The sequence below is a fragment of the Pseudomonas aeruginosa genome (assembly GCF_001457615.1).
GTDB classification, from domain to species: domain Bacteria; phylum Pseudomonadota; class Gammaproteobacteria; order Pseudomonadales; family Pseudomonadaceae; genus Pseudomonas; species Pseudomonas aeruginosa.
The window spans coordinates 5,773,233-5,786,862 of sequence record NZ_LN831024.1 but is presented as its reverse complement, the minus strand read 5'-3'; the positions used below and the strand labels follow the sequence as shown (position 1 = coordinate 5,786,862).

The 13,630-nt window shown below is 63.3% G+C and carries 9 protein-coding genes and 2 pseudogenes; all 11 read left to right on the top strand.

Going from position 1 to position 13,630, the window contains the following annotated elements; translation table 11 throughout:
• Positions 1–21: 21 nt before the first annotated feature.
• The 11 genes and pseudogenes from AT700_RS26535 (at position 22) to AT700_RS26495 (ending at position 13,616) form a co-directional block, all read left to right on the top strand.
• Complete coding sequence (locus tag AT700_RS26535) at positions 22–873, top strand: ABC transporter permease (RefSeq protein WP_003095946.1); 852 nt, start codon at positions 22–24, stop codon at positions 871–873.
• Positions 870–1,700, top strand: a complete 831-nt coding sequence (locus tag AT700_RS26530) for a quaternary amine ABC transporter ATP-binding protein (protein WP_003095945.1) — start codon at positions 870–872, stop codon at positions 1,698–1,700. The genes AT700_RS26535 and AT700_RS26530 overlap by 4 nt, the downstream gene beginning before the upstream one ends.
• Positions 1,697–3,229, top strand: coding sequence for an HAL/PAL/TAL family ammonia-lyase (locus AT700_RS26525; RefSeq protein WP_003101754.1), 1,533 nt, complete (start codon positions 1,697–1,699; stop codon positions 3,227–3,229). The genes AT700_RS26530 and AT700_RS26525 overlap by 4 nt, the downstream gene beginning before the upstream one ends.
• Complete coding sequence (gene hutI, locus AT700_RS26520; RefSeq protein ID WP_023083256.1) at positions 3,226–4,434, top strand: imidazolonepropionase; 1,209 nt, start codon at positions 3,226–3,228, stop codon at positions 4,432–4,434. The genes AT700_RS26525 and hutI overlap by 4 nt, the downstream gene beginning before the upstream one ends.
• On the top strand, positions 4,427–5,227 hold the full coding sequence (gene hutG / locus AT700_RS26515) for an N-formylglutamate deformylase (protein ID WP_048521726.1): 801 nt from the start codon (positions 4,427–4,429) through the stop codon (positions 5,225–5,227). The genes hutI and hutG overlap by 8 nt, the downstream gene beginning before the upstream one ends.
• Before the next feature lie 270 nt (positions 5,228–5,497).
• Positions 5,498–7,870: a type VI secretion system tip protein VgrG gene (locus tag AT700_RS26510; protein WP_048521725.1), complete on the top strand. Its 2,373-nt coding sequence runs from the start codon at positions 5,498–5,500 to the stop codon at positions 7,868–7,870.
• Positions 7,867–10,103, top strand: a pseudogene (pldB, locus tag AT700_RS26505) (type VI secrection system-dependent phospholipase D effector PldB). Before AT700_RS26510 ends, pldB begins: the two are co-directional and overlap by 4 nt.
• A gap of 3 nt (positions 10,104–10,106) precedes the next feature.
• On the top strand, positions 10,107–10,982 hold the full coding sequence (locus tag AT700_RS29970) for a tetratricopeptide repeat protein (protein ID WP_023518169.1): 876 nt from the start codon (positions 10,107–10,109) through the stop codon (positions 10,980–10,982).
• 8 nt (positions 10,983–10,990) lie between these two features.
• Positions 10,991–11,860, top strand: a pseudogene (locus AT700_RS26500) (tetratricopeptide repeat protein).
• A gap of 8 nt (positions 11,861–11,868) precedes the next feature.
• Positions 11,869–12,738, top strand: a complete 870-nt coding sequence (locus tag AT700_RS29965) for a tetratricopeptide repeat protein (protein ID WP_078451383.1) — start codon at positions 11,869–11,871, stop codon at positions 12,736–12,738.
• An 8-nt stretch (positions 12,739–12,746) separates the two neighbouring features.
• Complete coding sequence (locus AT700_RS26495; RefSeq protein ID WP_073666426.1) at positions 12,747–13,616, top strand: tetratricopeptide repeat protein; 870 nt, start codon at positions 12,747–12,749, stop codon at positions 13,614–13,616.
• Positions 13,617–13,630: the final 14 nt, after the last annotated feature.

The window sequence follows — 13,630 nt, the reverse complement described above, 5'->3', positions numbered from 1 at the left end:
CACGACCGACGAGAGCAGACCATGTTTCCCGAACGCCTGACATTTTCCATCGCCGACTGGGTCAACGCTTGGGTCGACGCCCTGGTGACCAACTACGGCGACCTGTTCCGCAAGATCTCCGACACCCTGCTGTGGGCCATCGTCAACCTCGAAGGGCTACTCCGCGCCACGCCCTGGTGGCTGTTGCTGGCGATCGTCGCGGCGATCGCCTGGCACGCCACCCGGCGCCTGCTGCCGACCCTGGTGATCACCGGCCTGCTGTTCCTGGTCGGCGCCGTCGGCCTCTGGGACAAGCTGATGCAGACCCTCGCGCTGATGCTGGTGGCGACCTTCATCTCGGTGCTGATCGGCATCCCCCTGGGCATCCTCGCCGCGCGCAGCAACCGCCTGCGCGCGGTACTGATGCCGCTGCTGGACATCATGCAGACCATGCCCAGCTTCGTGTACCTGATCCCGGTGCTGATGCTGTTCGGCCTGGGCAAGGTGCCGGCGATCTTCGCCACCGTGATCTATGCCGCGCCGCCGCTGATCCGCCTCACCGACCTGGGCATCCGCCAGGTCGACAGCGAGGTGATGGAGGCGGTCAACGCCTTCGGCGCCAACCGCTGGCAGCAGCTGTTCGGCGTGCAGTTGCCGCTGGCCCTGCCGAGCATCATGGCGGGGATCAACCAGACCACCATGATGGCCCTGTCGATGGTGGTGATCGCTTCGATGATCGGCGCCCGCGGCCTCGGCGAAGACGTACTGGTGGGCATCCAGACGCTGAACGTGGGCAAGGGCCTGGAAGCCGGCCTGGCGATCGTCATCCTCGCGGTGGTGATCGACCGCATCACCCAGGCCTACGGCCGTTCCCGGCACGAGACGAGCAAATGAGCGGTGCGCAGATGAACAAGATCGAAGTGAAGAACGTGTTCAAGATCTTCGGCCCGCGCGCCGATGCCGCGCTGGCGCTGATCCGCCAGGGACGCAGCAAGGCCGAAGTGCTGGCGCAGACCGGCTGCGTGGTCGGCGTCAACGACCTGTCGCTGTCCATCGGCGCTGGCGAGATCTTCGTGATCATGGGCCTGTCGGGTTCCGGCAAGTCGACCCTGGTGCGCCACTTCAACCGCCTGATCGACCCCACCAGCGGCGAGATCCTGGTGGATGGCGAGGACATCCTGCGCTACGACATGGAAGCCCTCCGGCAATTCCGCCGGCGCAAGATCAGCATGGTGTTCCAGAGTTTCGGCCTGCTGCCGCACAAGAGCGTGCTCGACAATGTCGCCTACGGCCTGAAGGTTCGCGGCGAAAGCCGGGCGCAGTGCCACGAGCGGGCCCTGCACTGGATCGCCACGGTGGGCCTGAAGGGCTACGAGAAGTCCTATCCGCACCAGCTTTCCGGTGGCATGCGCCAGCGCGTTGGCCTGGCCCGCGCGCTGGCCGCCGACACCGAGATCATTCTCATGGACGAGGCCTTCAGCGCCCTCGACCCGTTGATCCGCGCGGACATGCAGGACCAGTTGCTGGAACTGCAGAAAACCCTGCACAAGACCATCGTCTTCATCACCCATGACCTCGACGAGGCGGTACGCATCGGCAACCGCATCGCGATCCTCAAGGACGGCCAACTGATCCAGGTCGGCACACCACGGGAAATCCTCCACCAGCCGGCCGACGACTACGTCGACCGCTTCGTCCAGCGGCGGGTGGCGAACCTATGAGCGACCTACCGAGCGTCGTGTTCGGCGACGGCCCGCTGCGTTGGCAGGAACTGGTCGCGGTGGCCCGGCACGGTGCGCGCCTGGAACTGTCGGCGGCGGCCTGGGCACGGATCGACAACGCCCGCGCCATCGTCTGCCGTATCGTCGCCAACGGCGAGCGTGCCTACGGCATCAGTACCGGCCTCGGCGCGCTGTGCGACGTCCTGCTGGAAGGCGAGCAGCTCGCCGAGCTGTCGCGCAACACCTTGCTCAGCCATGCCTGCGGGGTCGGCGAGCCGCTGCGCGACGAACAGACCCGGGCGATCATCTGTGCCGCCGTCGCCAACTACAGCCAGGGCAAGTCCGGGCTCGACCGTTCGCTGGTGGAAGGGCTGCTGGCGCTGCTCAACCACGGCATTACCCCGCAGGTGCCGGCCCAGGGCTCGGTGGGCTACCTGACCCACATGGCGCACGTCGGCATCGCCCTGCTCGGCATCGGCGAGGTCAGCTACCGCGGCAGCGTCGTGCCGGCCGCCGCCGCGTTGGCGGCGGAAGGCCTGGCGACGGTGCGCCTGGGAGCCAAGGACGGGCTCTGCCTGGTCAACGGCACGCCGTGCATGACCGGCCTCGCCTGCCTGGCCCTGGACGACGCGCAGCGCCTGGCGCAGTGGGCCGACGTGATCGGGGCGATGAGCTTCGAGGCCCTGCGCGGCCAACTGGCGGCGTTCGACGCCGAGATCGTTGCGCTCAAGCCGCATCCCGGGATGCAGCGGGTCGCCGCCAATCTGCGGGCCTTGCTGGCTGGCAGCCAGGTGCTGGAGAACGCCCGCGGCATCCGCACCCAGGATGCCCTGAGCATCCGCTCGATACCGCAGATCCATGGCGCCTGCCGTGACCAGTTGGCCCACGCGGCGCGGCAGATAGAGACCGAACTCAACTCGGCCACCGACAACCCGCTGCTGCTGGGTACGCCGGAGGCCTACCGGGTGGTATCCCAGGCCAATCCCCACGGCGAATCGGTGGCGATGGCCGCCGACCTGCTGGCGATCGCCGTGGCCGAGCTGGGCGGGGTCGCCGAGCGGCGCCTGGATCGCCTGGTCAACCCGCTGGTCAGCGGCCTGCCGGCGTTCCTGGTGGGCAAGCCGGGAGTCAACTCGGGGATGATGATCACCCAGTACGTCGCCGCCTCCCTGGCTGGCGAGAACCGCCAGCTGGCGCAGCCGGCGGTGGTCGACAACTTCGTCACCTCGGCGCTCCAGGAGGACCACCTGAGCCTCGGCACCAGTGCCGCGCTCAAGCTTGGCAGGGCCCTGGAGAACCTCCGGCGGATCCTCGCCATCGAGTACCTGCTGGCCGCCCAGGCCTTCGAATTCCTCGCCCCGCAACGCTTCGGCCAGGGCACCGCGGCGGCCTGGGGCATCCTGCGCGAGCGCGTGCCCGCGTACGACACCGACCGCTGGCTGGCTCCCGACATCGCCAGCGCGGCGGCCATCCTCGGCGAGCGGAAGAGTCTCGCCCGGCTGGCCGCGAGCATAGGAGACCTGCAATGAAACGACTCTGGCAGCATTGCCATGCCGCCACCCTCAAGGGCGGCAAGTACTCGATCGTCGAGGACGCCGCCCTGGTCACCGACGGTCCGCTGATCCACTGGATCGGCCCGCGCGCCGAACTGCCGCCCGGCGACTACGCCGAACGCATCGACCTCGATGGCGCCTGGCTGACCCCGGGGTTGATCGACTGCCACACCCACGCGGTGTTCGGCGGCAACCGCAGCGGCGAATTCGAGCAGCGCCTGGAGGGCGTCAGCTACGCCGAGATCGCCGCCGCCGGCGGCGGCATCGCCAGCACCGTACGCGCCACCCGCGAGGCCAGCGAGGAAGAATTGCTGGCCAGCGCGCGCAAGCGCCTGGAGCCCTTGCTGCGCGACGGCGTGACGGCGCTGGAGATCAAGTCCGGCTACGGCCTCGACCTGGCCAGCGAGCGCAAGATGCTGCGGGTCATCCGCCGCCTCGGCGAACGCCTGCCGGCGACCGTGCGCAGCACCTGCCTGGCTGCCCATGCGCTACCGCCGGAATACGCCGGGCGCGCCGACGACTACATCGAGCATATCTGCTCGACGATGCTCCCCGCGCTGGCCGGGGAGGGACTGGTGGACGCGGTGGACGCCTTCTGCGAGCACCTGGCGTTTTCCCCGGCGCAGGTCGAGCGGGTATTCATCGCCGCCCGCGAGCTGGGCCTGCCGGTGAAGCTGCACGCCGAGCAGCTATCCTCGCTGCACGGTTCCAGCCTGGCGGCGCGCTACCGGGCTTTGTCGGCCGACCACCTGGAGTACATGACCGAGGACGACGCCCGCGCCATGGGCGAGGCGGGCACCGTCGCGGTGCTGCTGCCGGGCGCCTTCTACCTGCTGCGCGAGACCCAGCTGCCGCCGATCGATGCCCTGCGCCGGCACGGGGTGGCCATGGCCATTGCCAGCGATCTCAATCCCGGCACCTCGCCGGCGCTGTCGTTGCGCCTGATGCTGAACATGGCCTGTACCCTGTTCCGCCTGACCCCGGAGGAGGCGCTGGCCGGTGTCACCCTGCACGCCGCCCGGGCGCTGGGGCTGGAAGCCCGCCACGGCAGCCTGGAGGTCGGCAAGCTGGCCGACTTCGTCGCCTGGGACATCGAGCGTCCGGCGGAGCTGGCCTACTGGCTGGGTGGCGATCTGCCGAAACGCGTCATTCGCCACGCCGAGGAGGTATACCGTGGATGAAGTCCTGAGTTTCAAGCGCGGCCGCGTGCCGCTACTGATCAGCATGCCGCACCCCGGCACGCGCCTGACCCCGGCGGTGGACGCCGGCCTGGTGGAGGAGGCGCGGGCGCTGACCGATACCGACTGGCACATTCCCCGGCTCTACGATTTCGCCGAGGAACTGGGCGCCAGCACCCTGGCTGCCCACTATTCGCGCTATGTAGTCGATCTCAACCGCCCTTCCGACGACAAGCCGCTGTACAGCACCGCCACTACCGGCCTGTATCCGGACACCCTGTTCGACGGCCGGCCGCTCTACCGCGAAGGCATGGCGCCGTCCGCCGAGGAACGCATGCGCTACCTGGCCGAAGTGTGGACGCCCTACCACCGGACCATCGCCGAGCAACTGGCGCGGCTGAAGGCCGAGTTCGGCTACGCGCTGCTCTGGGACGCCCACTCGATCCGTTCCCACGTGCCGCACCTGTTCGACGGCCGACTGCCCGACTTCAATCTCGGCACCAACGCCGGCGCCAGTTGCGATCCAGCGCTGGCGGCCCGCCTGGAGGCGGTCTGCGCTGCCGCCGAAGGCTACAGCCATGTGCTCAACGGGCGCTTCAAGGGCGGCCACATCACCCGCCACTACGGCCAGCCGGAGCAGCACGTCCATGCCGTCCAGCTGGAGCTGGCGCAGTGCACCTACATGGACGAGCAGGCCCCGTTCGCTTACCGCGCGGACCTCGCCGAAGCGACCCGCGCGGTCATCCGCGAACTGCTGGAAAGCCTCCTCGCCTGGGGGCACGAGCGCTACGCCTGAGGCGCTCGGAGGCGGCGGACGCCTGGCCCGTCCTGGCGGACGTGAATGCCGCGGATGGGGTGGGGCGTCCGCGTCGGCATTCTGGAAATTTTCTGTTACAAATTTATTGAGGTCAGCGTTGATGCGGCCGGGAGGCCGAGTGCGCAAAGAGTTGCACAACTGTTCTCCTCTATCCTCTCGGCCAGCATTTCCATCGCGCGGGCGCAGGCGCGTCGCGCCCGGAACCGAATACGCCAGGAACGCACGGCTGCGTTTCCAAGAGGACAGTGAATGTTCGCCCCCGCCAACCAGACGCACTTCAGCCTTCGCATCGAAAACCTCCGGCACGACTTCCAGGTACTCGCCTTCCGCGGTCGCGAAGCCATCAGCCAGCCCTTTCGCTTCGACCTGGAGCTGGTCAGCGAGCGATCCGATCTGGACCTCGACGCGCTGCTGCACCAGCCGGCCTTCCTGATCCTCTCGCCGAGCGGGCAAGGGGTCCACGGACAGCTCACCAGCATCGCCCAGGGGGACTCCGGCAAGCGCCTGACCGGCTATCGCGCGACCCTGGAGCCGCGCCTGGCCTACCTGGGGCTGTGCAGCGACCAACGCATCTTCCAGCGCCTCAGCGTGCCGGAAATCATCGGCCGGGTGCTGGAGGGCCACGGCGTTCTCGCCGACGCCTACCGCTTCCAGCTGGGCCCGACGCCGTACCCGGCCCGCGAATACTGCACGCAGTACGACGAAACCGACCTGGCGTTCCTCAGCAGGCTCTGCGAGGAGGAAGGCATCCATTACCACCATGAGTTTTCTGCCCAGGGCCATATGCTGGTCTTCGGCGACGACCAGACCTCCTTTCCGCGGCTGCAACGCCCCGTCGCCTACGTGCAGGACGCCGGGCTGGTCGCCGACCAGCCGGTGGTCAAGCGCTTCGGCGTGCGCTTCGACACCCGTGCCAGCCGGGTTACCCGGCGCGACTACGACTTCGAGCAACCCGCGTTGCAGATGCAGGCCGCCCATGGCCCGCAGCCCGGGGCGCAGCAACCGGACCTGGAGGACTACGACTATCCCGGCCGCTTCACCCACCGCGAGCGCGGCAAGCACCTGAGCCGGCGCGCGCTGGAACGGCATCGCGCCGACTACCTACAGGCCAGGGGCGAAAGCGACGAACCGGCGCTGCTCAGCGGACACTTCCTGACGCTGTCCGCGCATCCCCGCGGCGAATGGAACGATCTCTGGCTGCTTACCGAGGTTCTCCACGAAGGGCGGCAGCCGCAGGTACTGGAAGAGTCGATCGACAGCGACGTCGCGCAGGGCCGGGGCGATTTCCGCCAGGGCTATCGCAACCGTTTCGTCGCCACTCCCTGGAGCGCGCATTTCCGCCCCCCGCTGGAGCATCCCAGGCCACGCGTGCTGGGCTGTCAGACAGCGGTCGTGACCGGCCCCGCCGGCGAGACCATCCACTGCGACCAATACGGCCGGGTCAAGGTGCAGTTCTTCTGGGATCGCCTCGGCCAGGCCGACGACAACACCAGTTGCTGGTTGCGCGTCGCCTCCAACTGGGCGGGCAAGCGCTATGGCGGCGTCGCCATCCCGCGGGTGGGCATGGAAGTCCTGGTGGGTTTCCTGGAGGGCGATCCGGATCAGCCGCTGGTCACCGGCTGCCTCTACCACAGCGAAAACCGGGTGCCCTACGAGCTGCCGCAGAACAAGACCCGCAGCGTTTTCAAGACCGACAGCTACCCCGGCGGCGGCGGTTTCAACGAACTGCGCATCGAGGACCGCAAGGGCCAGGAACAGATCTTCGTCCACGCCCAGCGCGACTGGGACGAGAACATCGAGCACGACCAGAAGATCCGCGTCGGCCACGAGCGCCACGACACGGTCGAGGGTGATAGCTACAGCGAGTTCAGGGCCGAGGAACAGCGCACGGTCCATGCCGACCGCAAGGTCGAACTGAAGGCGGCCGACCACCTCAGCGTCGCCGACGCGTTGCACCTGAGGATCGGCACCGGCCAGTTCGTCGAGGCGGGCGACGAGATCCATTTCAAGGCCGGCGACAAGGTAGTGATCGAGGCAGGCATGGAGCTGACCCTAAAGGGCGGTGGCAGCTTCGCCAGGCTCGACCCGGTCGGTGTCACCCTCGACGGCGCCCAGGTGATGATCAACAGCGGCGGCAGCCCCGGCATCGGTAGCGGCGTTCGCGCGCTGTCGCCGCTGCAACCGCTCGCGGCCGACGCCGCGGCGGCGGGAGGCGCCTTGTTGGGAGCCATCGCCCAGAAGATCGGCGAAGCGCCGCAGAAACTCCTGCGTTTCGAACTCAGTCCGTTGCCCGGCGTGGCATCGGCGGCCAGGCAACCGTATCGGCTCTACGCCAACGGTGCCTTCAAGGAGGAGGGCATCGCCGACGAAGGCGGCGCAATCAGCTTCGAACCGCTGCCGGGCGAACGCACCTATCGTATCGAGACCGCCAATGGCCACGCCTACGAAGTGGAGATGGTCGACCAACCGGACGCACTGCAGGCCGACGATCGGCTCGCCCAGCAGGGGTTCCGTGACTACCGGGCGGAAATGCCCCAGCACAAGCCGCGTTCCGCCCCGGACGCCTACCGGCGCGACGCCTCGCGGCCCGGCGCCGCCGACAAGGATGACCCCACGCCATGAGCGACCTGTACAAACCGCAGACCCTCAAGCTGTACGCGCAACAGGCCGGCAGCGTCCGGCTGACCCTCGACTGGTTCGCCAACAAGGCCTTCTACCCACCGCGCGCGGGTGTGCACATCAAGCCGCTGATCAATGGCCAGGCGGCCTTCGACGCGGTGCATGCGGCGATGGAAGCGGCCCGGCAGAGCATCGACATCATCACCTGGGGCTTCGACCCGGCCATGCGCTTCAAACGCCCCGACGGACCGCGAATCGGCGAATTGCTGCAGACGAAGGGCCGCGAAGGGGTGCAGGCGCGGGTGCTGGTCTGGAGCAACCAGCTCGCCAGGCTCAAGGAAAACACCATCCCCGGGGCCGGCGTCGGCGGTTCCGGCGGCACCTGGGCGGGCTCGGGCGTCGCCAGCGGCAGCGCGGTGGACAACGAGGTGCTGCGACTGGAGCAGCGGCGCCAGCATAACCTCAACCTCATCGCGCGGCAGCAGGAAGCCCTGGAGCGCTCGGAACGGCTGCACCGCGAAGGCAGGCTGCCGAGCTTCGACCCGCGGGGCGCCGCCACGCGCGGGCGCGCATCGCCGAGCTGGAGGCGGAGAACGCCGAGATCCAGCGCACTCTCGACAGCAGCGAGGCCCAGGGCTACGGCGGCAAGCGCGGTTCCGGCGGCACCCGCCAGGATCCCTGGGGGCAGATATTCACCCGCGACTGGTTCAAGGCGGTACGCGGCGGTGGGTTGCAGAACGTCGAGTTCCGTACCCGCGACTTCGAGCAGACGGCCAGACCGGTGATGAACGGCGAGCAAGTGCGCCTCGTCAATGGGCGACTGCAAAGCCTGATCCACCTGCTGCGCGCCGATGGCATCGACGACCTGGGCATCGGCCAGTTGCTGGTACTCACCCAGTTCGCCAGCCATCACCAGAAGATGGTCCTGGTCGACTATGGCAGCCCGCAGGCCATCGGCTTCGTCATGGGTCACAACATGCACCGCAACTACTGGGACACCAGCGCCCACCTGTTCGACGACCGCGCCGCCGGTCGCGATCCCGGGTTCGGGCCCTGGCAGGATATCTCCATGCAGGTCCAGGGCCCGGTGCTGGCCGACCTCAGCCGCAACTTCAGCGAGGCCTGGGACCTCGAGACGCCGTGGTACAAGCGCTGGTTCTCGACGCCATCGCTGACCGCCGAGCGCGACGCCTTGCCGCTGCCGAAGATCGCCACGCCCGCCAGCAACAGCGTCGCGCAGATTTGCCGGACCCAGCCGCAGGACGACGAGCGCTCGATCCTGGAGCACTATCTCAAGGCCCTGGGCAATGCCACCGACTACGTCTACATGGAAAACCAGTACTTCCGTTATGCCGGCTTCGCCGAGCGCCTGCGGAAGACTGCGCAGGTGCGCAAGGCCCGGGGCGTGCCCGGCGACCTGTACCTGTTCGTCGTGACCAACACCCCCGACTCCAGCGACGCCTCGAAGACCACCTACGACATGATGAAAGGCCTGGGCCAGGAGCAGCTGATGCCGCAAGTGCAGCGCGACCTGGCGCATGACCTGCGGGAAAAGCGCGAGCAGTTGAAGCAGCTCAGGGAAAACCCGCACCCCGATCCCTATGTCCGGCGCGGCCAGGAAAACAACATCGAACGGCTGCAACGCAAGATCGAGGCGCTCGAAGAGAAAGGCGTGACGCCGGAAGTCGAGCAACGCCTCGGCGGTCTCGGCGCGCAGGACATTCCCGAACTGGCGAAGAACACCGGCGAGGACGACAAGCCCTACCAGCTCGCCGACGTGCCCGGCCTCAAGGTGGTCATCGCCACCCTGGCCACCAGCGACCCCGCCCCCGGCAGCCCGCCGCCAGTACGCATGTCCGCCGAAGCCGAGGCCGCCCTCGGGGCGCCGCCGCTGAAGGCGCGCTACAAGCACATCTACGTGCACTCCAAGCTGCTGCTGGTGGACGACCTCTATACCCTGCTCAGCTCGGCCAATATCAATGTCCGCAGCATGCATAGCGACAGCGAATTGGGGATTGCCCAACCCAATCCGGATTTGGCGAGGGCGATGCGGGAGGAGTTGTGGGGGGCACATGCTTATAAGTTGGCCGAAACGACCGAAGAAAACTTCAAGCTGTGGAATCAGAAGATGGATAAGAACTGGAAGCAGCAGCGAAATGGTGAATCTCTAACGACCCATTTATTGCGGTTCTGGGATGTCACCACACCCTATAGTCCCAATTTTACGGTTGACTGAGCGATGCGTATCTCTATTTATCTGTTCACTTTCCTGCTGAGTTTCGGAGTTTCCGTTATGGCCGACAGCAAATCATTCGTCTGCGTTAATGAAAAAGACCATCTTCCTCCGTTGGATTCGCAAGCCGATGCTTGGTACCGCGAAGCAGCCGCCTTGGCCAAGCCCGATACTCTGCGGCCCTGGGGCCGTATCGTCGAGCTTTACAGCAAGGCAGTGGAGCGTGGCCACTGGAAGGCCATGCATAACTTGGCGAACCTCTATCGTACCGGTTGGCCGGGAGGTGTGGAGAAGGACACTCAGAAAGCTCTAGACCTTTACCAGAAAATGATCGATCTGAAGATTCCTCAAGGTTTCTATAATATGGGGGCAATGATCGGTAATCGTGCCGGGGTCAATAATCCTGCAACTGATGGTCTTACTTTTCTTGATAAGGCTGCTAGCCTAGGAAATCCGCCGGCGCTAACCGAACTGGGTAAGCTTTATATTTATGTGGCCAAAAACAGAGAGTTGGGTTTGGCATATACCCAATGTGCTGCGAGTCAGGGTTATGCTCCGGCAAACTATGAGTTGGGGAGTTACTACGAACTCGTTGAACACAACTTTCCAAAAGCAGCAAGATATTATCTTCTTGCTGCCAGTCAAGGAAATGATGATGCTGCCCTCTTCATGTCCGGAGTTTTTGATAAGACCAGTCCCGATGTTGACAGAATGTGGTACTCCCCCGATGAAAAACTACACAAGGAATATTATTCAATCTATAAAAAGCTTGAAGCTGATCCTGATTTACGTTTTCCCAACCTGATGAAGGAGCATCCGTTACCACCTCATCCCACTCAGGGCTACGACGCAGATCGGCCTGACTGGAAACCGGAGCAGTGATGCGGCTGATGGCTATTGGACTTTTGGGCCGTGCTGTGTCTTGCAGCCGTCCCGTGATGGCCAACAGCAAATCGTTTGTCTGCGTTAATGAAAAAGGCCATCTGCCGCCGTTGGATTCGCAAGCCGATGCTTGGTACCGCGAAGCAGCAGCCTTGGCTAAGCCCGATACTCTGCGGCCCTGGGGCCGTATCGTCGAGCTTTACAGCAAGGCAGTGGAGCGTGGCCACTGGAAGGCCATGCATAACTTGGCGAACCTCTATCGTACCGGTTGGCCGGGAGGTGTGGAGAAGGACACTCAGAAAGCTCTAGACCTTTACCAGAAAATGATCGATCTGAAGATTCCTCAAGGTTTCTATGATATGGGGGCAATGATCGGTAATCGTGCCGGGGTCAAGAATCCTGCAACGGATGGACTTACCTTCCTGGATAAGGCCGCCAGCTTGGGAAATCCGCCGGCATTGACTGAGCTTGGAAAGCTTTATATTTATGTAGCTAAGAAGAAAGATTTGGGTTTGGCGTATACCAATTGCGCTGCCAGTCAGGGTTATTCACCGGCTAATTATGAGTTAGGGGCGTATTATAAGATAGTAGAGCATAACTTCCCCAAGGCGGCGAGCTATTATCTTCTTGCTGCCAGTCAAGGAAATGGTGATGCTGCCTTCTTCATGTCCGGAGTTTTTGATAAGGCTAGTCCCGATGTTGACAGGATGTGGTACTCCCCCGACGAAAGACTACACAAGGAATATTATTCAATCTATAAAAAGCTTGAGGCTGATCCTGATTTACGTTTTCCCAACCTGATGAAGGAGCATCCGTTACCACCCCATCCCACTCAGGGCTACGACGCAGATCGGCCCGACTGGAAACCGGAGCAGTGATGCGGCTGATGGCTATTGGACTTTGGGCCGTGCTCTGTCTTGCAGCCGTTCCCGTGATGGCCAACAGCAAATCGTTTGTCTGCGTTAATGAGAAAGACCATTTGCCGCCGTTGGATTCGCAAGCCGATGCTTGGTACCGCGAAGCAGCAGCCTTGGCCAAGCCAGATACTCTACGGCCCTGGGGCCGTATCGTCGAGCTTTACAGCAAGGCAGTGGAGCGTGGTCACTGGAAGGCCATGCATAACCTGGCGAATCTTTATCGTACAGGGTGGCCTGGTGGGGTAGAGAAGGATACGCAGAAAGCGTTGGACCTTTACCAGAAGATGATCGATCTGGGAGTGCCCCAAGGCTTCTATAACATGGGGGCAATGATTGGCAATCGTGCCGGTGTTAAGAATCCTGCTACCGATGGCCTGACCTTCTTGGACAAGGCCGCCAGTATGGGTAACCCTCCAGCCTTAACTGCGTTAGGTAAGCTTTATATTTATGAAGCGAATCAGGACGAACTAGGACTTCGTTACACGCAATGCGCTGCTGAGCAAGGATATGCTCCCGCTAATTATGAATTGGGTGCGTATTACAAAATAGTTAAGCATAATTATCCTAAGGCGCTGAGCTATTACCAGCTTGCTACTTCTCAAGGGGATGGTGATGCTGCGCTTCTAATGACAGATATATTCGATGAAAAAAGTCGACCAGTTGATAGGATGTGGTATGACGCGGATAAGGAGCTTTATGAGATGTATTACTCTATTTACAAGAAGCTTGAAGTTGATCCAGATCTACGTTTTACCAACTTGATAAAGGATCATCCTCTGCCTCCTCACCCGACCCAGGGCTACGACGCAGATCGGCCCGACTGGAAACCGGAGCAATGATGCGGCTGATGGCTATTGGACTTTGGGCCGTGCTGTGTCTTGCAGCCGTTCCCGTGATGGCCAACAGCAAATCGTTTGTCTGCGTTAATGAAAAAGACCATCTGCCGCCGTTGGATTCGCAAGCCGATGTCTGGTACCGCGAAGCAGCCGCCTTGGCCAAGCCCGATACTCTGCGGCCCTGGGGCCGTATCGTCGAGCTTTACAGCAAGGCAGTGGAGCGTGGCCACTGGAAGGCCATGCATAACTTGGCGAACCTCTATCGTACCGGTTGGCCGGGAGGTGTGGAGAAGGACACTCAGAAAGCTCTAGACCTTTACCAGAAAATGATCGATCTGAAGATTCCTCAAGGTTTCTATAATATGGGGGCAATGATCGGTAATCGTGCCGGGGTCAAGAATCCTGCAACTGACGGACTTACTTTTCTTGATAAGGCTGCTAGCCTAGGAAATCCGCCGGCGCTAACCGAACTAGGTAAGCTTTATATATATGTGGCCAAAAAAAAGGATTTGGGGTTGGCGTATACTAACTGTGCTGCTAGCCAGGGCTATGCGCCGGCTAGTTATGAGCTGGGGGCGTATTACAAGATAGTAGAGCATAATTTCCCAAAAGCATTAGGTTACTATCAGGTGTCAGTCTCTCAGGGGGGCAAGAGCGCGGCTTTCTTCCTCTCGCGCGTCTTTGGAAACAAGACTCCTCCTGCAAGTGCAATGTGGTACGTCCCCGATGAAAAACTGCACAAACTATATGATGGTATTTACGATCGACTTGCCGCTGATCCTGATTTGCGTTTTCCCGACTTGATAAAGGACCATCCTCTGCCACCGCACCCGACCCAGGGCTACGACGCGGACCGCCCAGACTGGAAGCCGGAGCGGTAAGGACGCGAGGCGTG